We start from the raw sequence: 24,165 nt of genomic DNA, 5'->3' as shown, positions 1-24,165 counted from the left end.
TGCAGTGCCTTGAACCGGGCATTGATTTCTCCGATGATCCTTGACCGCCGAACCCGTTTATAGTCAGGGTTGGGCAAGTGATCGATCTCAAACAGCCGGTCCAGCTCATCCACTTGCAGGACCTGCCCGGAATACTTGTACAATTGGCTTATCAAACGCTCAATCAAATCAATATCCAAGCCATTCAGGCCATTTTCTTCAGCATCTTTTTGATTCCGTGGTCTCCTTATGGCATAGAAAACCGATAAACAAGCCAGGATTAAAACCCCAGAGGACACAGCCATCATGAATCCGGATGAAGGTTTCCATTTAATTTTCACCTTTCCCACCTTTAAAAACTCTTCGCGCCCCGATTCGAAATCGGTAAGGATCAAACCGTCACTGGATTCCTGGTGAATCAATTTGTTTCCTTCCGTAAAAAAGAAGGGTGACCGTTCAACGGTATTTGCCCTGTCCCAAAAAAACACTTCAAAGGTGGCCTTATCCATAACAAAATACCCGGCTATTCCCTTGTAAGCATGCCTGAAAACAAAGAAATCCTTGAGATCAAAGGAGGTGCCCAGTGAAACAAGTCCTTTATACTCCCTTGGAACTCGTAATTTAACTCTTAACGGCTTCCAGGTTTTTTCGCCAATGTCCAGGAGCCATCCATTTCTTTCTGCTTTATGCCTTCCGGTGCTTTCCCGCAGATAAGTGCCAAACAAACAAACAATGGAATCGCCCACCAATCCAGTGATGGATGTGGAATAGTCAAAGGGCAGGTTTTCCACAATAACCATATTCCATCGCTTATCCCTGTCACTCCAATGGATCATTTCGCTATGCCTTTTATAGAAACCATAGCCCCCAATTGAAAAGATGTCTTGGCCCAGTATAAATTGCTGGCTAAAACAATTATACCCATATACTTTGCCGAGGTATAAGTTCACCCAGGCGGTATCGGTCCAGACAAAAACATCAAAAAAGCAAGAGCGGAAGGCATAGTAGGTTCCATTAAAAGGTAATATGGTAACTTCATGACCGCCAACCCTGTCATCGGAGGGTATCGAAAAAAGCATTTCCGGCGTCATTCCTTCAGGCAAAAAAGAATAATCACTGACTTCATCCAAGCGTGGAGGCAAGAATTTCAGTCTAAAGGTGGTTTCAGAAAAGCCTGTTAAAGAATGTAAAATCAAGGAAGTAAAAAGAATCCATGTCCATAAGGGACTATGTGGGTATAGCTTATTCACTCCGGAGAAAATCACATGCAATAGAGTAAAATCCATTGCTAATTTAACAAAAGGAATTGTAAATTTAACCCCAATGTAACATTTGTTTAAAAATGTTCTATTTTTATGGCTTTAAAAAATGGGGAATTCCCTTGGTTTTCCCTACAAGGGCTTTCTGAATCCAACCAATAACCACCAAAATCTTTTAAAATGTTACATGAACCTGCAGTTGAACTGGGTGCTGATCATGCCTCCAGAAGGAAGACGAGATTAGGGTTAATCTTGTTTTTCGTTTATGCGGTTATTTATGCCGTTTTTGTTTTGTTAGGTCTTTTTTTCACCGACACGCTTGGAATGATCGTGTTTTCGGGGCTCAATCTAGCCGTAGTTTATGGTTTTGGCCTCATATTACTGGCCTTTCTGATGGGACTGATTTACAGTTTGGTTTGCACCCGCATGGAAGACAAAATGAATGGAGGGGTTAAGATATGACATACGATGCATCCATTTGGGCCATTCTGATCTTTCTGATCTTTGTTGCCCTGGTCATAGGCCTCTCCTTTTATTTCGGATCGCGTACCCAATCCTCAGCCAGCTATTATGCTGCAGGGGGCACCATTCATTGGGGGGTTAATGGTATTGCCTTCGCAGGTGATTATCTTTCTGCTGCTTCGTTTCTTGGTATTTGCGGAATGATCGCTTATGCTGGCTACGATGGTTTTCTTTATTCAATCGGCTATCTTGCCGGGTGGGTTGTGGCACTTTTTGTTGTGGCAGAGCCTTTAAAGCGCCTTGGGAAATACACTTTTACTGATGCCCTTGATTCCAAATTCAACTCCAAGAGCATCAAATTGACAGCCTCCATCAGTACCCTAATCGTTTCCATTTTTTATTTAATTCCCCAAATGGTAGGTGCTGGTGACCTGGTGGTGCCTTTGCTAGGTTTGCCCCATTGGGCCGGGGTGGTCATTGTCGGTGCAATCGTTATATATATCGTAGCCACCGCAGGCATGACCTCAACTACCTACGTTCAATTTATCAAGGGCGGGTTGCTAATAACTTTTTCAATTATTTTAACCATTTACATCCTTCGTAATGGAATTAACCTGAAGCCTTACGAAGATTACCATGAGTTCAAAACCGTTGAAGCATTGGTTGTAGGCGATGAGATTCTTTCCATTACCGAGGACGAATACAAGCTTGTCAGCCAAACGCAATATGGCGGTAATACCTTTGCAAAACTGGAGAAGGATGGCATTCACCAGTGGTTTAAACTGGAGGCCCTGCCCGAAGGTTCTTTTGTATTAAAAGAAGCCCCAAGTATCACTGTGACGAGTGATGGTCAGACCTTATACAATGGTGCCCCCCGCTCAGAAAATAAGTTTTACCAAGTGGGTCACATGAGCAAAATTGTCCACAAAGGCGTTGAAGTTGAGCAAACAGGCCCTGTTGGACCTTTTGAAATGCTCAGCACCCTTGAAAAGAGTGAAGTGGTACTTTTCCAAAAAACGTTCTTCCTGGATGGCGATGACCGGGTAACCATTTTTTATCAGAAACCTACTGCCGGGTCTGATATTTTAAAGCCCGGCCTATTGTTTAAGTTAGGTAAGAACGCCAAGCTTTGGGATAAGATAAACTTCATCTCCTTGATGCTTGCCTTGTTCTTCGGGACTTCAGCACTGCCGCATATCCTGATCCGATACTACACAGTACCCAGCCAACGGGCCGCCCGTAAATCAACGGTGGTTGCCATTGCTGCCATTGGATTCTTTTACATCCTTACCATGTATATGGGCCTTGGAGCAATGATCAACGGCGTCAACGACCTCGAAAGCAGCAACATGTCGGGACCACTCCTGGCCAAGTATTTTGGCGTAGGGATCTTTTCCATCATCTCGGCTATTGCTTTTGCAACGGTACTGGGAACGGTGAGCGGACTGATCGTGGCATCATCAGGTGCCATTGCCCACGACTTCGTGGATAAATACCTGAAGGTGGAAATGACCGACAAGCAAAAAGTTAAAGCCGGGCGAATAGCCGCCTTTGGTGTGGGTATCTTGGCCATCATCCTGGGGATCCTGTTTAAAGGGATGAACGTTTCATTTCTGGTGGGATTGGCCTTTGCCATTGCCGCATCTGCCAACCTTCCTTCCATCCTTGCTGTGATATTCTGGAAAAAGACGACTTCCAAAGGAATTGCTAGTTCCATTACGGTGGGCATCGTCTCAGCAGTAACCATTATCCTGCTGTCACCCAGCATGTTCGAAAGATACGGACTACCTAAGGAAAACGCATTGATACCCTTTGACAACCCAGGAATTATTTCAATTCCCTTGTCGTTCATCGTTCTTATTGTGGTCTCGCTTCTTACACAGAAAAAGACATTGACTGTAAGATAGTCGTTGTACATTCTTTTTTGTATATTTGATTCTCAGGCACTTAAAGCATGAGAATAGCCATTATTACCGATATTCATGAGGATTTCGAAATGCTGGAAAAAGCTTTCGGAAAACTTCAATCGCTGGGTTACGACCTATTGGTTTGCCTTGGCGACATTACCGGTTTTGCCCATCGGTATTATGATCATCCCCCTGATGCCAATGCATGCATTGACCTAGTGAGGGAATACGCCCATTTTTCACTGGCCGGAAATCACGACCTTTTTTCCGTGCAACGCCTGCCCTCCTACCACCTTGAGAGGCACATGCCCGATAACTGGTATGACCTTAGCATTGAAGAACAAGCCTCACTCACCGGGGAGAAGCTCTGGCTGTATGAAGCGGAGGTCGTTCCTCTACTGAGCCCCGAAAACAGAAATTACCTTGAAAGTTTACCTGAATTTAAAGCCCTGGATACGGGCGCTAGGAAAATATTTTTTTCGCATTTCATGCAGCCTGACCTCTCAGGAGTCAGTCGTTGGTTTCCCTTTCACACCGGTGAATTAAGGCAGCATTTAAGGCTCATGAAAGAACTGAATTGCCAGGTAGCTTTTGCTGGTCACAGCCACCCTCTGGGAATCAGCATGGCCGGGAAATTTCTCTGGGCAGACCCGGGGTTTTCACAGGTAAAAATTAACCATTCACCAAAAATTGTTTTTTGCCCTGCTATTGTCAACGGGCGTAATACCAGCGGTTTTATCATCTTTGATACGCATTCGAGCATTATCACACCTGTCCCATTAAATTAAAATTTCACCATGCATATAGGTCAGCGATTCTTTTCCCGGATTCTACTCCCAGCCCTTGTGGCCGTTTTACTTTTCGTAGGAGTCACTTTCCTCGTGATCATACCTACTTATCGCGAGAATCTCATGGAAGGAAAACGCGAAACCATTCGCGAACTTACCAATACGGCTTTAAGCGTTATGCGCAAGCTCGACAGGATGGTAACCGATACCTTCAGCCTTTATGAAGCTCAAAGGGAGGCAGCCCTTATTATCGGTGATATGCGATACGGACCTGAGCAAAAAGACTATTTCTGGATAACCGATACAATTCCGGTAATGGTCATGCACCCCTATCGCCCCGGGATGATTGGAATGAATCTTTCTGACTACCGCGATAACCAGGGAAAGAACTTTTTTGTGGATATCGTTAACATTGTTAAGGAAAAGGGTGAGGGATACATCGACTACAAATGGCAATGGAAAGACGACAGCCTTACAGTCGTTTCAAAGCTTTCCTATGTTAAGCCTTATGAACCCTGGGGATGGATCGTGGGTACGGGCATTTATATCGATGATGTAAATCGCGAGATTGCAAGTCTTTCCCGCAGGGTCATTTGGATATCTATTCTTGCCACCCTGGTTCTGGGTGCCCTGATTGCTTACCTGACCCGCCGCAACTATATGGCTGAACTTGAACGACAAAAGGCACAGGAAAAGCTGCGTGATTCAATGGAGCGTTATAAGAAGCTGGTGGATGCATCAGCCGATGGGGTGATCCTGGTGCTTGAGGATGAGATCGCCTATGCAAATCCCTTTGTCCTGGGCCTTTTGGGCTTCTCCGAAAAAGACTTTGAATCCAAAGAATCTCAACTGTTTGAAAGACTTGAAACTTTGATTGAAGAAGCTGACCAAGGCCACGAAGGGGATAGGGAGGAAGCCCTGGTTTCAGAACAAAAGATCCCTGGTTTTGATGGCAATACAGTGGATGTCGTCGTTAACCGGTCGAAATTTGAATTGGAAGGAAAACACGGGTTCATTTATGGGGTGAAGGATATTTCCAGGCAAAAGGACCGGGTACGCGAACTGGAAATGAAAATCGAGAAATTTCGCGCCTTTGACAAGTTGCAGATATCCTCTAGCCTATTGTTGCAGCCCCTTTCCGAACACCTTCAACCTGCCCCTCGCTGCGATCTCACAACCACCGTAAATATGGCAGCCCGGATGATGGCACGTGCCAAAGCCGATATTATCCTGGTGATGAATGATGATGGCTCTGTGGCGGGTCTTATCACACAAAGCGACATCAGCAGGCGGATAGTGGCCAGCGGAATGGATCACGGAATCCCGGCAGAAAAGATCATGAGTGCCCCCGTAATCAGCCTCTCTGAAGACGATATGGTTATGGATGCCTTCTCCCTGATGTTGCAGCACCAGGTTTCCTATATTGTGGTACTTCCCAGGGAACATACAAAACCCTCCTATATTAGCTTACTGAGCCTTTCAGAATTGCGTCGCGATACACCCGAATACCTCATGAATGCCATCAGAAAAGCAGAAACAGTATATGAAATTGCCGACAACCTGAACCGCCTGCCTACCCTTATTCAACGACTGGTAGAAACCGGCACCGGGGCTGCCACCAGCGGAAAACTCATCAGCAAGGTTTCTGATGCCATTACCCAGAAATTAATCGAAGAGGCTATGAATGAAATGGGGCCTCCGCCCGCCCCCTTTGCCTTCCTTGCACTTGGAAGTGAGGGACGATTCGAACAAACGCTGGCCACCGACCAGGACAACGCCATTGTTTTTCGATCAGACAAAGCAATCGACAAAGAATCCAATAAGGATTATTTCCTTCAACTTGGAAACCGGGTCTGCAACAACCTCCACAAAGCGGGATATCCTTTGTGCAAAGGAGGAGTAATGGCATTAAACCCCGATTGGTGCATGGATCTTGAAGACTGGCAAAAAGCCATTGCAGCATGGATCACCACCCCAAACCCCCAGGAGTTATTGAAAACCTCAATCTTCTTTGACTTCAGGGCCGTGGCAGGACATCAGGAACTGGCTGAAGAACTGCAGCATTTTGTTCTGAAAGAACTTAAAGGAAAGGATATCTTCTTTTTCAATCTCGCCAAAAGTGTCATTTCCTTAAGGCCTCAGGTATTGGATAGTTCCGCTTTGAAGAACGACAACATTGACATTAAGCTTCCCATCCTTTCGCTTACAAGCATCGTCCGCCTTTGGGCCCTTAAAAACGGAATTAGTCTTAGGAATACCAGTGAAAGGTTGTTTGCCCTGGAATCGGCAGGAGCCATTCCATCGACCTTAACGGATGATTTCGAACAGGGGTTCAGGTTTCTTACCCTGTTGCGGATAAAAGGCCAGTTACAGCAGTTTGAAACGGGTGAACCATTCAGCAATCAAATCAACGCAAAGCATCTTTCTGAAATGGATAAAGCCATGCTGAAACGAGTCACCACCATGATAAACGATCATCTGAACCGCCTTTCCATCGATTTCAGGATCAGTTAAAAGGGGCAAAAGAAACCTACTTAAGAACATCCCCGGCATCCAGCAAGTAAATAAGGGCGGCCATGGCGGCACTTCCCAGCTGCATCTCGCGACGGTTGATTTTATCAAAGGTATCGTTTGCCGAATGATGAACATCAAAATATCGTTGGGAATCGGTAAGCAAGCCTGCCAGGGTCATTTGAAAATGCTTTTTCAGGGGCTCGATATCTACCCCGCTTCCCCCGGCAATAAACTCATGCATCCCATAGGGAGCGAACAGGGGTTGCAATGCCTGAATGGCTAAAAGGTTTTCGGGAGCAGCATCAATGGAAAACCCACGCGGACTGAATGCCCCCCTGTCGGCTTCCAGCGCAAAATAATGCTCTTCGCCATTCACACGGGCATCTTCTACGTAAGCCTGCCCTCCCCGCTGAGCGATCTCCTCGTCCATAAACATGACAGCCCTTACGGTCCTCTTGGGCTGTAATCCAAGCGCGCGGAAGATGCGTAGCACCTCCATGGACTGCATGCAGCCTGCACCGTCATCATGTGCACCAGGGCTATTGTCCCAGGCATCAAGATGTCCGCCCACAGTAATGATCTCATTGGGGTAATGGCTACCCCTTATTTCCCCAATGACGTTATATGAAACAGTATCCGGAAGCTGCCGACAATGGGTTTCGAGATAGAGTTCCAGCTCAGGATCGGCCTCCAGCCATTGGCTAAGCTGTTCAGCACCCAAAGTACTGACCGCTACAGCAGGGATATTCGGCCCCTCTTCACTTACGTAAGTCACGCCGGTATGGGCGAAATCGTGTATGGCACTGGTTACGGATCGCACGATTACGGCAACAGCACCATACTGGGCTGCCCGATGCGGTCCATAGAATCGCTGATCCACGGCATCACCGTATCCCAGGAAAGTATTATAAAAAGCATGGTTGAAGGGCCGGTTGAAGAATATAATCCGCCCTTCAATCCCTTCCCGCCCAAGGCTTTCCAGTTCATCCAGACCTTTAACCTCTGTTACCCGGGCTTTTACTCCATCAGGGCCTGTCCCAACAGACAAACCCAGGGAAGAAACCGTTAAAGCCTGGGAACCCAAAAGTCTTGACTCCATCCGGGAAAGTTCCACTTCCCCGCGGATCCAATGGGGTACCATAATCTCCTGACGATAAACCGAATCTAATTCAAGCCCCTCCATCATCCTTTGCGTAAGGTCCACTGCCGCCAGGGAAGCCTGTGAGCCAGCAATACGTCCTTCGGTGGTTTCGCAAAGAATCTGAAGATTTTCATAAGCAATATTAGATGAAAGCGCTTCGAGGAAAATGGATTCCACCACAACCTGCTGAGACCTGGCTGAAAGAGTACCAAAAATAAGGATGAACAGCGTAATGATCAATTTTTGCATAGCTCACTGATTTTTCAAATAAAAATCCAAAAGTAATGATTAGAAGCACTGGTTTCAAGGGAAAATTTCAATAGCTTTGAAAAGAAACAAAGTCAAATCCTATGAGAAAAGCAGCAATCAATTTAATGATGGTTATCCTGATGAATCAACTTGCAGCAGGGCAGGTTTACAAGCAGACCGAGCCCTTTGCCCATACCTATTCCATTGTAGCCCGCGATCCCGTGACCGGTGAAATGGCCATTGGGGTACAAAGCCATTGGTTCTCGGTAGGTACTGTAGTAAGCTGGGGAAAGTCGGGTGTAGGCGTGGTAGCCACGCAATCGTTCGTGAACCCTGCCCTGGGTCCCGATGGCTTGGCCCTGATGGAAGAAGGTCTGGATGCCCAAACTGCCTTGGAGCGACTGATCTCAGAAGACGAAGGGCGTGACTTCCGGCAGGTAGCCTTCCTCGATGCGACGGGCAATGTGGACGCTTACACCGGCGCCAAATGCATAGCCTGGGCCGGGCATTATGTAGGCGAAAACTACTCGGTGCAGGCCAATATGATGCTCAACGACCTTGTCATCCCTGCCATGCGCCTGGCTTTTGAAAGCAATGCCCACCTTCCCTTGGCAGAACGGGTAATTGAAACAATGAAGGCGGCAGAAGCAGCAGGAGGCGATATTCGCGGCCGGCAATCGGCTGCCCTGCTTGTGGTGAGTGGCACAACAGCATCCCATCCTTCATCCGATAAGCTTATTGACCTAAGGGTGGATGATCATCCTTTACCCCTGGAAGAACTCGAACGCCTGCTCAGGGTCCATCGTGCCTATACCCACATGAACAATGGTGACCTGGCTATGGAAGCCGGCGACATGCAGAAAGCCATGGAGGAATACGGAGCCGCCGAACAAATGTTCCCTGACAACCTTGAAATGAAGTACTGGAAAGCTATCGGCCTGGCTAACAGTGGCAGCATAAATGAGGCCCTACCCATCCTGAAGGCTATATTTCAAATAGACGGAAACTGGAAAGAGCTTACGCGCCGGCTTCATGCTTCCGGCTTACTGAATATCAGCGAAGCTGACCTGGAGAAAATTATGAATCTCTGATCCGGCATCTACCTCTCATTCCCGATCCAGGGCAAGTCCTTTACGTTTTATTTTTAAAAGAGGCACTTCATAGAAGCTGCCCCCTTTGGCTATAGGTGTCCGTTATCGGTCAAAACTGTCCGTTTCTGCATCACCAGACTGGTTTACATCCCCATCACCCTCACCTCTAATGATTTGAAAAATAATACATTAATAAATGTTGCATGTTTATTGTTGTCACGTTGCGCCATATAAACCTCCAAATCATTGTCAAATTTAAAATTAAATCATGAAACAAGGAATCGTTTTCACCATCTTGATGGTGATGACTGGTATGCTGCTTGCCGGCAGACCAATGGAATCATTTAATGAAAACCAAACCTATCACGGGTTTAGTTTAAAGGAAAAGAGGTTTGTTCCGGAAGTAAATGCAGAATGCCTTTTTTTCATCCATGAGCAAAGCGGGGCACAACTGATCAAGATTGCTGCGGATGATCCGAACAAGCTATTTAACATTGCCTTTAATACCCTTCCTGAAAACAGCACCGGGGTGGCCCACATCATGGAGCACTCCGTTCTGAACGGCTCACAAAGCTTCCCGGTAAAGAGCCCCTTTAATGTGCTGCGCAGGGGGTCACTCAACACCTTCCTGAATGCCATGACGGGTTCGGATTTCACCACCTATCCGGTGGCCAGCATGAACGAAAAGGATTACTTCAACCTTATGCATGTCTACCTCGACGCCACCCTTCTCCCAAGGATTTATGACGACCCGAGAATCTTCCTCCAGGAAGGCTGGCATTATGAAATTGAAGAACCGGAAGCTGAAATCGTTTACAAAGGGGTGGTCTTTAATGAGATGAAAGGCGCCTATTCAAGCCCCAACAGGGAACTTTATTATCAAAGCTGGAAGGTCCTCTTTCCCGACAACACCTATGGCAACTGCTCGGGTGGTTATCCCTCCGAGATCCCCAGGCTCACCTATGAGGAATTCCTGAATTTTCACCGCACTTTCTATCATCCATCCAACAGCTACATCACTTTATACGGGAATGCTGATCTGGATAAAGAACTTGCTTTCATCAACGAAAATTACCTCTCCCGTTTTACCCGGTCGGATGCTGTGATTGAGCTTCCCATGCAAAAACCCTTCGACAGGATGAAAGAACTGGAGACTCCCTATGCGGTGGCCGAAGGCAACAACATTCAGGACAACACCTATCTGTTGATGAATTTTGTAGCCGGACAAGGGATCAACCAGGAGTTTAACATGGCCATGGAGGTGATTGCCGATGCCCTGGTCAACCACGAGTCAGCTCCCCTAAGAATTGCCCTTCAGGAAGCTGGTCTGGGCAAGAACGTCAGCGCCGGCCTGAAGAAGGGAAAACAAAACCAGTTTCTGATCCTCCTTCAAAACGCCAACCGCGAAGACAGGGATCGTTTCCGTGAAATAGTCTTTCAAACCATGAAAGAAGTCGCTGACAAGGGTTTTGACAAGGAAATGCTGGAAGGGATTATCAACCGAAAGGAATTCCAGCTAAGAGAGGGTAACACCTCAGCCAAGGGAATGATGTATATGATGGCATCGTATATCAACTGGATGTTCGATGGAGACCCCTTTGCCGGCCTCGAATTCGAAAAACCCCTGGCCTATGTGAAACAATCACTCGAACAGCCTATCCTGGAAAATCTTATGGAGGAGTATCTGATCCAGAATCCCCATGCCGTGCTGGTTGCCATGTATCCTCAGCCCGGGCTTGAGCAGATCCATGTGGAGCGCGAGCGTCAGGAACTTGCGGAATATAAAGCAAGCCTCAGCAAGGAGGAAATCGATGCCCTGGTGCAGCAGACCAAAGAATTAAAGCAGTATCAGCTTAGCGAAGACAGCCCTGAAGCTTTGGCCTCTGTTCCTATGCTGTCACTGGAAGACATCTCACCCGAAGTCAACTGGTATCCCTTGCAGGAGAAAAAATTCCGGAATGCCCCCGTTTTCCATTACGAGGATTTCACCAACGACATCATTTACATTTACCTATATTTTGACATGCGCACCTTGCCCCAGAAACTGATCCCCTATGCCAGCCTTCTTTCGGCCCTGATCCGCGAAATGGGAACGGAAACCAAAAGCGTTGGTGAACTCGACAATGCGCTGAACATCCATACTGGCTCCTTCTGGACTACCCTTGATTCGTATTTACAGAACCAGTCGGACGAGCAACTTTTGCCGTTCTTCCTGGCTGGCGGGAAGGCCATGTCAGACAAGACAGGAACTTTCTTTGAACTCGCCGCCGAAATCATCAACACCTTTAACCTGGAAGACCGCGAACGCCTGAAGACCATCCTGACCCGCCACCAGGCTGTTGTGGAAAGAAGGATCACCAACGATGGCCTGAATTTTGCAAACCTCCGTCTGCTGGCCAATTTTAACAAGCAAGGGATTTTCAATGAAATGACCAGGGGTATCAGCTATTACAGGTTCGTTACTGAACTGAACAATGAATTTGATACCCGTTCCGATGAAATGATCGCCAGGCTCAGGGAAACTGCAAGTTTACTGTTTAACCAGAATAACATCAGCGTTCAGGTCACCTGTGCAGAAAACAACTATGGCGCCTTTGAAGACGGATTCAAATCATTCCTGGCTTCCCTTCCCAATGAAAAACCCGTTATGCAAACCTGGTCGCTGGAGTACCTTCCAGCCAATGAAGGTTTGCTCTCGGCATCAAAGGTTCAGTATGTTACGCAAGGATACGATTTCAAAAAGCTGGGCTATTCCATCAACGGGCATTTTTATGTACTGAACCAGATTCTCTCGACTGACTATCTGCAGAACAAAATCAGGGTGATGGGAGGTGCCTACGGGGGCTTTTCAACCCTGAACCCCACAGGTCCCCTGTTTTTCTCTTCTTACAGGGACCCAAACCTGAAAGAAACCCTTGACAATTTTGAGGGACTGCCCCAGTATCTGGAAAATTTTGAGGCCGATGATATGGAGATGACGCGTTATATCATTGGCACCATCGCCAAGCATGACCAGCCCAGAACCCCATCTGTTTCCGGCCAGTTTGCGCTGTGGAGGCATTATGAGAATGTATCGCATGAAGACCTGCTAAAAGAAAGGCAGGAGATCCTGAACACCAGTGCCGGGGATATCAGGTCATTCAGCACCATGATCAGGGAGATCCTGGACCGCGATGTCTATACCGTATATGGAAATGAGGAAAAAATCAGGGAGAACGAAGATCTTTTCCGCACCCTTGTAAAAATAACCGAATAAGCGGACAAAGTTTTTCCCAAAAATAAAAACCACCGTGAAGCTCATTTCGCGGTGGTTTTTTTATGGTTTTCCCACAATTTCGAAAACCCGGTTAAGCGTGTTTCCGGCTTCATCCACCAGGGTGAGGGTATGAAATCCCTGTTCAGGCGCCAGAGCCATCTGGTGGTTTTGCCATGTTTCGCCCAGGTATTCACCATCGAGGTGCCAGAAAATCCTTGTGCCCAAGTCCCTGTGCGCAACTTCAAAGATGGTCTTCCCGGCTGAACCATCCAGCTCACGCGGAACAAAAATGGCCATGCCCTCGCGCGGATAGATCATCTCCATCATGGTATGGGATTCCTGCGGCTGGCAGTCGCCTCGCCAGGGCGGCAACGGGCGGTATGCCGGATTACGCGAGCGGTAAAACCATTCCATTGCAGGAGGCAGGACAAACCAGGAAGCAGTGATCATCTTGCCAACGGATTCGCAATCGCTGTTCACGCGATATTGCCCCAAAGAGTCAAGATGCACCAGCTGGTGATAAGGACAGGGTGGCGTTTTCAACCCCTTTGAATGGACCCACAGAGTGTCTTGGACGGGGCAATGCATCCCGGCACGGTGGCCACTTTCGCGGCACACCGCCACCTGTTCCATTTCCCCGTAAGGGGGATCAAACCAGGCAGAGGCGGGCAACAGGTCGAACAACTGAAACAGAATGGGCGCTGCAGCGCCCAGCCCAGTCAGTTCCGGGCGTCCTTCCCCCGTTGCATTACCCACCCAAACCCCAACCACATAGTCCCGGGTAGTGCCCACGGCCCAGGCATCACGCCCCCCAAAGCTGGTCCCTGTTTTCCAGGCGATCTTGCCCTTCGACGCCATCGCCTGCCATCCAGCCTCAGCATCTGGGCGATTTACCTCCACCAGGGCCTCCCAGGTAAGCCATACCGCCGCGGCACTTACCGGACCATAGTCTTCCAGCTTTTGGCGACTCCCGGAATTGCGCTTTTTACCGGAAACCTGATCTGCCAGGTAAACAGGAGGATGAATGTCGGCCAGGTCATACATCCCGTAATAATCCCCGTGATGCCGCAACACCCTTGAAAGGCTGGCATACATCCCACTGATGTCCCAAAGGCTTCCCTCGGCTCCACCCAGAATGATGGACAAGCCGTAATGGCCCGGGGGATATACCAGGGTGTTCATTCCCAGACGCTTCAGGATGAAACGAAACTTCTCCACGCCGTAATCACGAAGCATGCGCACCGATGGCACGTTGAGCGATCGCGTCAGGGAACGCTTGGCAGGCACGGCACCGTCGTAGGTCAGGAAATAGTTTTTTGGCGAATAGCCTGCGATCTGGGTAGGGATGTCGGGCACCAGCGTATTGGGCAGCAATTGCCCTTCCTGCATCATCGCCGCATAGAGAAAGGGTTTGAGGATGCTGCCAGTGCTGCGCGGGGCAGTGATGACATCCACCATATGACCCTGTCCGGCATCAGCACGGCCACGGGTGTTTCCCACATAAGCCAGCACCTGTCCGGTCTCCACTTCAAGCACGATGGCAGCAGCATTGTGAATATGATTGGCCCTGAGCATCAGGGCATGCTCCTCCAGGATGGCTGTTGCCCTTTGCTGAAGGTGAGGATCCAGGGTAGTTTTCACCCGTGTTCCCCGCTGATTCAAATACACCCGGTCGAGCAAATGAGGCGCCATTAGCGGTAAGGGATAGGGTTTCCCGGGCAAAGGTTCAAGTTTGGCCAGCACACAGTCGAGGGAGTCGAGATGCCCGCGCCTAAACAATTCATCCAGCAGACGATTGCGTTTCACCAGTAAAACCTCTTGGTTTTTTCCCGGGAAGATCAATGAAGGTGCATTGGGCAGCACCGCCAGGGTGGCAGCCTCAGCCCAGCTCAGGTCAGCGGGGGGGCGCCCGTAATAACGCCAGGCAGCCGCATCCAGCCCCACTACGTTTCCTCCGAAAGGGGCGTGGGAGGCATACAAGGCAAGGATTGATTTTTTGGAATAGCGCGCCTCCAGCCGGGTCGCCAAAACCATCTCCCTCAACTTTTCAACGACTGTTCTTGGCTTCCCCTTTCGGGAAAGCCTGATTACCTGCATGCTCAACGTACTGCCGCCACTCACCCGCCTGCCCGCCCTGATGTTCTGCACCAGGGCCCGGACGGTGGCCAGGGGGTTCACCCCCGGATGAAAATAAAAATAACGGTCTTCGAAAGCCACCAGGGCTTTGGCAAACTGTTCGGGAACCTCCTCCATCTCAAGGAAACGCCATTGCCCGTCATCCGCAATCCGCGCTCCCAGCAGAACCCCCTCCCGATCCTCAATTACCGTGCTGCCCGGATCAGGAAATAAATCGCGCGGCAAGCTGAAAAACCAAACCAGCAATAACAATCCCAAGGCCAAAAGCCAGTAACGGTATTTTCGCAAAAAAGGCTGAAGGACTATTTTGGACATTTATTATAGATGAATTATTAACGATTCAGAGGAATAAAATGAAGGGGATTATAAAAGCTCAGCAGGCCTTGTGAATCCCAAATAAAATAGATTAAACATTCTGTTTCTCATAACCTTATTCCCATTTTTCATTTTTCATTTTAACCTTTTCATTTCCATCCTGTCCCCTGCCAGGGACCTACCACAGACCTACCCCGGTCGTGTCCAGAAGGACCCGGTACGAACCTGGCACGACCTTTACACGAGGATGGTACAAGCATGGTTAAATCAACAAGATTTTTTTTGGCATAAATGCACTCTTTTTTAGTACTACTTTTTACCCTTCTGGTGAATTCATCAAAATTCGGGGCGGGACTTGAAGCCGCTTCCCGAATGGATTTCATTTTTCATTCTTCATTTTTCTTTTATCATTCTCCCTTAGTTTCCGGCCTGTACCACTTCGACCCATTGACCGGGGATGCGGGCATTAACCTGGTCGTTATACATGGCTTCGGCAAATACCCCAGGCAGGAAAAATTTCCCAAGGTAAGCCGCGTTGAGAACGACCACAAAGCTTTTGGTCTGCCCTGCCTGGAGGTCGAAGAAGCTGTGGACGCGGTCATCCCTTATATCCTGGTAGGTGGGCTGACTGGCCTGGTGTACGGATGGAAATTCGTCGAGGCGGGTGTTATGGATCTCCCATCCTGAGGGGAAAACCTGGGTTAGGACCAAATCCGTATAATTTCCAAGCCGGCCGGGGTTGGTCACAGTGACTTCGGCCAAGAAGTCGGTGCCCTGGTTCAGGCGGGTTACATCCAGCGCCTTGCCGTCCATCCCGCGATAAGCCACCGAAACCTGAAGGTTACTGCTGGCAGCGGTCATCTCTGTAACATCCGGGATGCCGGTCATCAGCAGCCTGGCAAACAATACGGAACTGCCGGAGTTTTTAACAGTAACATTCCCTTTTGAAGCCTCGCCCACACGCAGTTCCACCTGGTTCACAGGAAGCTGCGAAGTTTTCTGTTCTTCGCTGCCATTGTTGAAGCGATAGGCAAATTTAAGGTCCTTTCCTGCAGCCTGATCACCGGCAAATTTGGAAATGGCCAGCAAGGCATAAGCGGTGGTCTGAGTGCTCAGCCAACGCTGGCTGGTCAACACCTCCGACAGCCTTCTGATCACGGGAACGGCTTCATCCCTGCGGTTGAGCAATACCAAAGTTTCGACGATCATCGCCTGATCCCTTTCAGGTGAGCCATAAGTCATATTGAAGGCCGGGTATTCGCCGACCTCGGTAGCTGCCTGGTCGACAAGCCTGGTTGCTGCTTCGGGCTGGCCGGCGAGGGCATAGGCTGCAGCCAGTCGCCAGCGTGCCTGCAGGGACAGGCTGGCCGATTCGCGCAGGCGGTTCATGGCGCCCATCTCGGGGGCTTTGGCCAGGGCCAGGGTATAGAGGCGGTAAGCTTGCAGGAGGTCATTCTGGGTCCAGGCCCCGAAACGCATGTTGCTGGCGCCGGGGTTGAAGTTGCGGGCTGCATTGCGCTGGTAGCGAATCCAGCCATCCTTGAGCCCCAAGGGCAGGGAATAGCCTTTGGCCTCCGCCTCGAGCATGAAATGCCCGGCATAGGAGGTGCCCCAATCGCTGGCTTCGGAAGCCCCGGGCCAGTATGCTAGCCCTCCTCCGGGCATCTGGTAGCGGCCCAGCAGGCGCAAGGCCTCGCCGATGTTTTGTTCGGTCTTGCTGCGCAGAGGGGCGTCCATTTCCATCACCGTCGAGAGGAACAGCTGCGGAAAAGCAGCCGAGGTTACCTGTTCGAGGCATCCATGGGGGTAATTGATGAGGTATTTCAGGCGCCTGCCAAAATCGACGGGCGGGATGGAAGAGATCTCAAGCACAGCGGTATTGGTGCCGTTCATTCCCGGAAGGGTATACTCCGATTGCCAATCCTTGCCGGGATCGATCGCAGCTTCAAGGACTTGAGAGATGCGCTGATTAGGATTCCTTACTTCGATTTCAATCTCGTATTCAGCGCGTTCACTGCCACTGCTGACCACCACCTTCACTTTCCCAACGCCAATGGCTTTGGCCACCTCAAGGTCGAAATTGACCACCTGGTCGCCCGTCTGGCTGAAGCTGATCTGGCGGTTGGTGCTGCCCCTGACGGGGAGCAAGGCATTGGTCTGGACTTCCACCCTGACATTTTTCACATGGTTCTCCATTGCAAAAACGGTGACGGGAAGCTTAACGGTTTCACCAGGGGTAAGGACCCTGGGCAGGGTAGCCAGTACCATCAGGGGATTCCTGACCGGGACAGTCTTTTCAGCGTGGCCGTATGCGCCATCATTGCCCGCAATCACCATCACCCTGACCGACCCCACGTATTGGGGCATCAAAAAGCTATGGGTGTTGCTGCGGTTTCGCTCAAGCGTAAAGGGCCCGAGGAACTTCACCACGGGTTTGAAGCGGTTGGCCTGTGATTCGGGGCGCCCAACGATCTCTTCGTCGCCCCCAATGCTGAAGATCCTTTCGATGCGCCCGCCATAGGCTCCCAGCACATAGTCGTACATATCCCAGGTTTTTACGCCAAGGGCTTCGCGGGCATAAAAAGAACGCCAGGGATCAGGGGTGGCAAAACGGGTCAGGTCGAGCAAACCTTCATCCACCAAGGCCAGTGTATAAGTCATCGGTTTCCCTGATTTCTCCTTTACCTTGATGCTGGCATTCTCGCCGGGTTTCAGGACCTGGGGCATTTCTACCAGGGGATCGAGGCGTGTAGCCGGGTCCTCCACTTCCACAGGGATCACCCCGTACAGGCGGATTGGCAGGTCATTGGAGGTGCGGCGGTGGGGCTGGACCAGGGTCACGTGAACATAGACATTGGGCGCCATCTCGCCGGTGGCGGTAAAGCTGAACTGGGTATCCTGCCCCCTGGTTTCGACCCAGAAGGCATCGAGGACCCTGGAGCCCGACTCAATGCTCACCAGCGCCCGTCCTTCCGCGGAAGCGGGCACCGTCACTTTGACCTCCTCCCCTGCCTGGTATTTGTCCTTATTGGCAGAGAAGCTAAGCATGGTTGCGGCCTGGGGGTCGGATGCCGCTGCCCGCGAGGACCAGCCGGGCCAGTCAACATAGACTGTTTCCCCGGTGCTGTGTCCGCTTGCAGGATCGGTGATGCGGATCAGGTAACGGCCCCATTCGGGATGAGGGATACGGAAAGTATAGCTGCCCTTTCCGTTGGTAGTGGACACCTTCACGGAATGCACCGGCCGTTGGTGTGAATTGGCCATATAGGAAGCCAGGTTTTCTGCTGAAGCATCCCACCACCAGCGCCATTCCACCTTATAGACATCGACCTGGAGGTCGCGGCGGGAGACGGGATTCCCTTCGGCATCCACGGTAACTATTTCAATCTGATGATCTGTGTTGTTCACCAGCATCCCCGTATAAGGCTCTCCTTCAGGAAGTTTAAGCCCCACATAATGGCTGTAAGGAGAGTAGGGCATGCTGAAACGGTCGATGCTGAAGTCGCCGCTTTCTTCAAATACGCGCACCACAAAGCCGGCATTGAGCATCCCGGGGGCCAGCCCCTTCACCGGCAGGGTGGATTGCACTGTGGCTTCCCCGCTTTCACTGACTTTTCCATCAAAAATGGTCAGTTCCTCCGTTTCAAAGCTACGGGAAGGATCATCAAAAGTATATCCCGGGAAGCGATCGAAGCTGGTAGTCATGGGGCTCAGGGTCGCAGTAACGTTTGCCCGCAGGTTCCGGGCAGGCGCCCCGTGGAGCCAGTTCACCTTCAGGTGGCCCTTTACGGCAGTGCTGCCAGCCGAAAGCCTTTCGGTGCCAAAATCCAGGTTTATCTTGAGGCGGTTGGGCTTGATGGATTCGACTTTAAAGACCCGTGAGAAGGTGTCCCCCCCCACACTTACCCGTCCCGACCAGTTTCCGGTAGGCGCATCAGGGGTTGTGGCCGTGCTGAAGTCATAGAAGCCATTCTGGCCGCTGGTACGGGTCATCCGTTGGACCAGCTGTCCTAATGGGTTGTAGAGTTCAAAGGTGACCGGGTGGCCTTCGGGCAAGGTTTTCTGCCGGTCTTCGAGGATAAAGGCGACAAACAGGGAGTCGCCTGGCCTCCACACGCCGCGTTCCCCATAGAGAAAGCCTTTGAGGCCGCGCTGAACAGCGTTTCCCGAGACATCGAAACGGCTCAGGGAAAGGGCAGAGCCATCGTCGAGGCGAAGATAGCCCCTTTGCTGATCCTGTTTTGCAATCAGCAGGAAAGGCTTGCCATCAGGCTGAACCTTGGCCATGCCACTGCGGTCAGTGGTTACGCTTGTAATCAGCTGGTTCTGATAGTTGTACAACTCAAGGGTGACATTAGCCAATGGCAGCGTGGTTCTCAGGTCGGTAACCGCAAAAAGCATCGCCTGATCCGAACCGCCCTTAGCCACAATGCCCAGATCGGAAGCCAGCACATTGCGGGCTACTGAGCGGCGCCTTCCATAATAGGAATTACTGCAAGGGTTGTCGCGTTCTTCCCAGTCATAATTATCGTAGGAATAGTAATCCTCATAAGAATAGTCGTCCCAATACCCCATGGGTGAGTCCCAATAATCCAGCTCATCCTCAATGCCAGACTGGCCGGGGGCATCCATTTGGGTAAGAGCTTCGTCTTCGGTTTGTCCGGGGCACCGGTAGGTTGAATGTTCACGGCGGAAACCAATCTCAACGCGGTAAATGGCCCCTGGCTCAGTGCTGATAAGTTTTGACAGGTCAAAGGAGAAGGTGTTCCAGGTTCCGTAATCGATGGGGCGGTCAGAAGTCAGAGGGATTGTACGTTTCAGAATCAGGCGTCCTGCCCTTTTAAGCTGGTTGCTTTCATCGATCTGGTTAACCTGCAGGAAATGCCCTACGTTATTTTCAAAAATCTTGATGATCCTTAAATCTACAGCCCGCAAATTAACCGCCTCGAAAGGAAAGATAAGGCCATCGCTATTGGGAATAATGACGCCTGTGCCTGCAAGTTTTACGGCTGGCTGGATATCTTCGAAATTCAGGACAAAGTCTTGCGACGCACCCAAGCGGTAACCCCGGCGGCTGTTAATCCCTTCAGCCAGGGTGAGGGTCTTTGCCCCGGAGATACGAGTTTCGGGATACACCCGGACTTCTGAACCATCTATCAAGAAACGCAGATCCGGGGCATCCTCCAGACGGATGAGACCGTTCAGGTCCTGCTCAGGGCTGAGCGGGTCAGAAAAGCGGACCAGGACAAATTGTTCAGGCTGTTGGTGCGGGCTAACCTCCATTACGGAGAAGTCGCTGATGGCGGGAATATCGATCAGCAGTTCATCCTTCTGCTGAACCCCGATGGGCTTTCCGTCCCAGGTGATCTTTACCTGGCTTTTGCTATCCGGGCGCTGGATGCTGTCGATCTGAAATGGCAGCTGTGTGCCAGAGGCTTCCTGGGTCCAGATGATCTTCAGTTCCCTCCTGCCCTGGTAAGCCCTGAGCAATTTGGCGGCCTGAGCCGGATCCAACATATCGGCGGCTACCAGGAGGCCTCCCAGGCGATTCCATTCACCATCATCAGGATCGAGGGGCTCAAATTGGTTTACATCCACCTGAAAGGATTGCGGGATGGTCTGGAAAGAAAACTTAAAAGTGGCCAGATCTTTCGGCACCTCCTTCACTCTCCCCAGGTAAAACTTTGCTGTATAAGTCTGCCCATTGGGCAAACGTTCCGAGGGTCGGAATTCAATGGTTCGGCTATCGGTCCAATATGCTTTCCCCTTGATGCCAGGCGAGAAGTCGAACAATTTTTCAGGGACAGGCTCCTGTAAAGCCACCTCGCCTGAATAATCCTCACTGAGGACAACACTAATGGAGGATGCTCCTTGAATGACCCCTGAGGTAAAGGCCGCAATATGGGGGTTGTAGGCAGGATCTTTCATCTCAGCGGCCTTGCGGCGGCCTGAGCACTGACAAAACATCAGGGTAAGGGCAAGGAGCAAAATGGGCAAAGACAAGGAGTTTCTGAATGACATGGTAAGGGATCTTGGGTGGTTGGTATATATAGCAAACCTAAGGCAATTTTAATTACCCTGCAATACAAAGGCATAATAATTCAATGTAAAACAACAGGAGGGACCTTTAAACAGAAATGACTCCTTAAAGTTCCTTGAAGAAGATGCGAAACCGCTTGTACACTTTTCCACCAATCCGTTCCACCTCGGCGCGCATCCGTTTGTTGTTTTCCAAAATCAAGTGGCTGTCAATGAACTCCATCCCGGCCTTTGTTGCCGACTCTAGGATGCGAAAGCTCACCAACGAATCGATCCCAAGGCCACGATAGGGTTCCTTAATAGCCCCCAACAGCAAGGTCAGCATCTTTGCCTTTCGGCTTTCGCGCAGGATGAAGAACCATCCGAATGGGAACAGTCGCCCCCTGGCCCGTTTAATGCCCGGGCTTAATTCGGGAATGCTGACCACAAAAGCGATCAATTCGCCCTTCTGGTTGGTTACGACCTTTACAAATCGTGGATCGAGAATGGGAATATAGCGATCGGCCAGTTCCTGCATCTCTTTTTCCTCAAGTGGGATAAACCCGTAAATATTGACAAAGGTTTCGTTCACCAGCCTGAAGACCGGGACTATCCAGGGGCGCATTTGCTTTCGGCTGGTAAATTCCAGGAGGGAGTAACCGTTGTTGTCAATCACCCGTTTGGAGATCCGCTCAATATATTCGGGGACCTTCTCGGGCATATCGATCCTGTATGAAACCAGGTCCACTTCTTTCTGAAACCCCAGTTCCTCGTAAAATGCCTTCATCCATGGGAAGTTGACGCTTGTGGTAATAGCAACCGGCTCATCGTGCCCTTCGATCTTACAGCCCTGGGGGTCTTTATCAGAAAACCCCAAAGGACCGACAAGTTTTAGCATCCCTTTTTCACGTGCCCATTGGCCAATAAAATCCAGCAGGGCACGGGCAATTTCAATATCCTGATAACATTCAAGGTAACAAAAACGGGCATTCCGTTCCAAATGAAGCTCATTGTAATGGGGGTTAATGATGCCCATGATGCGGCCCACCGGCTTAGTCCCATCCCAGGCAAGCGCCATTACCGTCACACAATTGGAAAAAGACTTGTTTTTCAGGGGGTCGAAATAGGACCATTCATCCATATACAGGGGAGGAATCCATTGCTTATGATTCTTATGAATCTTTTCTGGAAGGTAGATAAAAGTCCTCAAATCCTTTTTCCCTTCCAACTCCCGCACTTCAATAGTCATAAAAAAAGTATTAAAATATAAATACCTGTAATTTGCAAAACGGCCTTATATCCCCTGCACGATTTTCCTGCCGTGAAATTCGCTGGCTTCAGGGATTAATTTACGGAGATCGTTAATATTTTCATGAGTCACCCTTCCCGCCACAATAAGTTTGGGATTTCCCTGGGCTTCTTTCAGCAGCCTGTTGAGAACCGGAACAGCCTCATGGGCAGTCAATTTACCACCGGAGGTCAGTAGTCTATCGGCACCTGTTTCCTTTAAGTCCGTTAGGGCTTTTGAAAGGTCCTGGCAATCATCAAAAGCTTTATGAAAAGTGACCTGTAAAGGACGCGCAAGTTCCACCAACTGGCGGGTACGGTCTATGTCGATCTCGACCCCAGGCGTTAACAGTCCAAAAACAACGCCCTGGCAACCCAGTTCTTTGAGTTGTTGAATCTCCTGTTTCATTTGCGCAAACTCTTCCTCAGTATAAACAAAATCGCCACCCCGGGGTCTTACCATAGCCATGATGGGAATTTTCAGGGCAATAAGCAATTGAATGACCAAATCAAATGGCGGGGTGATCCCTCCCAGATCCAAACGATTGCAAAGCTCGATGCGTGAGGCTCCATTGGCTTCAGCCGAAATAGCCTGTTGATAAGTTTCCACACAAGCTTCCAGGATGATTTTCGTTTCGCTTGACATTTTTCCCTATTTTCGAATCGACAATTCAAAAGTAATTTTTTCATTTAAATAATTTGACTTTTATGATCGCGCGCAGGCAATTCATTTTTCAATCGCTGAGCTTTGGTGCCGGGCTGGGACTGCTGGGGCTTTCTTCTTACACCCGCGCAAAAGGCCCGGCCGCAACAATAAAAGGCCAGCCCATGGTGATCTCCACCTGGCGACACGGCCTTGCCGCAAACGAGGCAGCCTGGCAGATTCTTGGAGAGGGAGGCTATGCCCTGGATGCTGTTGAGGCAGGCGTTCGTGTGCCGGAGGCTGACCCTGAGGTGATGAGTGTTGGGTTTGGCGGACACCCTGACCGCGATGGCCGGGTGACTCTCGATGCCTGCATCATGGATGAAAAAGGCAGGGCAGGTTCCGTGAGCTTTCTGGAACACATCAAGCACCCCATATCGGTCGCCAGGCTGGTAATGGAGAAGACGCCTCACGTGATGCTCTCGGGACAAGGTGCCCTTGAGTTTGCCCTCGACAATGGCTTTGAGAAGGAAATCCTGCTGACGGAAGAAGCCAAAGCCCAATGGCAAGAATGGCTGAAGGAGGCCGAATACAAGCCCGTAATCAACATTGAAAACCACGACACCATCAGTATGATTGCCATCGATGCCGAAGGGCGCATCTCCGGGGCTTGCACCACCAGTGGCGCAGCCTATAAAATGCATGGCCGGGTGGGCGACTCTCCCATCATCGGTGCTGGGCTTTTCTGTGATGACGAAGTTGGTGGGGCTGCCGCCACCGGGCAAGGCGAACTGGTGATGAAGACCCTCGGTAGCTTCCTGATCGTGGAGTTGATGCGCAATGGCTTTAGCCCCCAGGAAGCCTGCAAGGAAGCGATCCAGCGCATTGTGAAGAAAATTCCTGACTTCAAGGATTATCAGATCGGGTATATTGCCATCGACAAAAGCGGACAAACCGGAGCCTATTGCCTGCACCCGGGATTTGATTATGCCCTTACCTGCAACGGGAATACGGAACTGGTGGATGCACCCAGTTACCTGTAAAGCGCCTGGTAAATCTTCTTCATAGGTTAAAAAAAGGAAAGCAGCATCCATTGTTACAGATGCTGCTTTAAAAAAAA

At 50.0% G+C, this 24,165-nt stretch carries 13 protein-coding genes; 7 read left to right on the top strand and 6 right to left on the bottom strand.

All coding sequences use genetic code 11. From position 1 onward, the window contains the following. The coding region (locus V2I46_02265) for a hypothetical protein (GenBank protein MEE4176313.1) at nucleotides 1–1,058 on the bottom strand (1,058 nt) is incomplete at its 3' end. A 360-nt stretch (nucleotides 1,059–1,418) separates the two neighbouring features. Here V2I46_02265 and V2I46_02260 point away from each other — a divergent pair. Genes V2I46_02260 through V2I46_02245 form a run of 4 tightly spaced genes read left to right on the top strand, consistent with a single transcriptional unit; the run spans nucleotide 1,419 to nucleotide 6,909 of the window. Next, complete coding sequence (locus V2I46_02260) at nucleotides 1,419–1,700, top strand: DUF485 domain-containing protein (protein MEE4176312.1); 282 nt, start codon at nucleotides 1,419–1,421, stop codon at nucleotides 1,698–1,700. After that, nucleotides 1,697–3,607 (top strand): cation acetate symporter, encoded by a 1,911-nt coding sequence (locus V2I46_02255; protein MEE4176311.1) that lies wholly within the window; start codon nucleotides 1,697–1,699, stop codon nucleotides 3,605–3,607. The genes V2I46_02260 and V2I46_02255 overlap by 4 nt, the downstream gene beginning before the upstream one ends. Before the next feature lie 47 nt (nucleotides 3,608–3,654). Further along, nucleotides 3,655–4,395 carry a metallophosphoesterase gene (locus V2I46_02250; protein ID MEE4176310.1) on the top strand — a complete coding sequence of 247 codons (741 nt, stop codon included), beginning with the start codon at nucleotides 3,655–3,657 and terminating at the stop codon, nucleotides 4,393–4,395. Between the two features lie 9 nt (nucleotides 4,396–4,404). After that, nucleotides 4,405–6,909: a DUF294 nucleotidyltransferase-like domain-containing protein gene (locus tag V2I46_02245; GenBank protein MEE4176309.1), complete on the top strand. Its 2,505-nt coding sequence runs from the start codon at nucleotides 4,405–4,407 to the stop codon at nucleotides 6,907–6,909. 16 nt (nucleotides 6,910–6,925) lie between these two features. Here V2I46_02245 and V2I46_02240 read toward each other — a convergent pair whose 3' ends face one another. Then, complete coding sequence (locus V2I46_02240) at nucleotides 6,926–8,299, bottom strand: M20/M25/M40 family metallo-hydrolase (protein MEE4176308.1); 1,374 nt, start codon at nucleotides 8,297–8,299, stop codon at nucleotides 6,926–6,928. A 101-nt stretch (nucleotides 8,300–8,400) separates the two neighbouring features. Between V2I46_02240 and V2I46_02235 the strand changes: the two genes are divergently transcribed. Both V2I46_02235 and V2I46_02230 read left to right on the top strand, forming a co-directional pair. After that, on the top strand, nucleotides 8,401–9,390 hold the full coding sequence (locus V2I46_02235) for a DUF1028 domain-containing protein (GenBank protein MEE4176307.1): 990 nt from the start codon (nucleotides 8,401–8,403) through the stop codon (nucleotides 9,388–9,390). A gap of 268 nt (nucleotides 9,391–9,658) precedes the next feature. Further along, the gene (locus tag V2I46_02230; protein MEE4176306.1) at nucleotides 9,659–12,646 is read left to right on the top strand and encodes an insulinase family protein; all 2,988 of its coding nucleotides are present in this window, start codon (nucleotides 9,659–9,661) and stop codon (nucleotides 12,644–12,646) included. A 60-nt stretch (nucleotides 12,647–12,706) separates the two neighbouring features. On the opposite strand, the gene pbpC is transcribed toward V2I46_02230, so the two are convergent. The 4 genes from pbpC to V2I46_02210 form a co-directional block, all read right to left on the bottom strand. Continuing rightward, on the bottom strand, nucleotides 12,707–15,097 hold the full coding sequence (gene pbpC / locus V2I46_02225) for a penicillin-binding protein 1C (GenBank protein MEE4176305.1): 2,391 nt from the start codon (nucleotides 15,095–15,097) through the stop codon (nucleotides 12,707–12,709). A gap of 417 nt (nucleotides 15,098–15,514) precedes the next feature. Beyond that, a complete protein-coding gene (locus V2I46_02220; protein ID MEE4176304.1) occupies nucleotides 15,515–21,118 on the bottom strand; it encodes an MG2 domain-containing protein in 5,604 nt (1,867 codons plus the stop codon). 124 nt (nucleotides 21,119–21,242) lie between these two features. Further along, a complete protein-coding gene (locus tag V2I46_02215; GenBank protein MEE4176303.1) occupies nucleotides 21,243–22,364 on the bottom strand; it encodes a hypothetical protein in 1,122 nt (373 codons plus the stop codon). Nucleotides 22,365–22,409: 45 nt separating this feature from the next. Further along, a complete protein-coding gene (locus V2I46_02210) occupies nucleotides 22,410–23,048 on the bottom strand; it encodes a copper homeostasis protein CutC (GenBank protein MEE4176302.1) in 639 nt (212 codons plus the stop codon). Between the two features lie 62 nt (nucleotides 23,049–23,110). Between V2I46_02210 and V2I46_02205 the strand changes: the two genes are divergently transcribed. Further along, a complete protein-coding gene (locus tag V2I46_02205; protein ID MEE4176301.1) occupies nucleotides 23,111–24,088 on the top strand; it encodes a N(4)-(beta-N-acetylglucosaminyl)-L-asparaginase in 978 nt (325 codons plus the stop codon). Nucleotides 24,089–24,165: the final 77 nt, after the last annotated feature.

The organism is Bacteroides sp. (genome assembly GCA_036351255.1).
Taxonomy (GTDB): Bacteria; Bacteroidota; Bacteroidia; order Bacteroidales; family UBA7960; genus UBA7960.
Note: the sequence above shows the minus strand (reverse complement) of the source record. Positions and strands in the feature narration are given on the sequence as shown.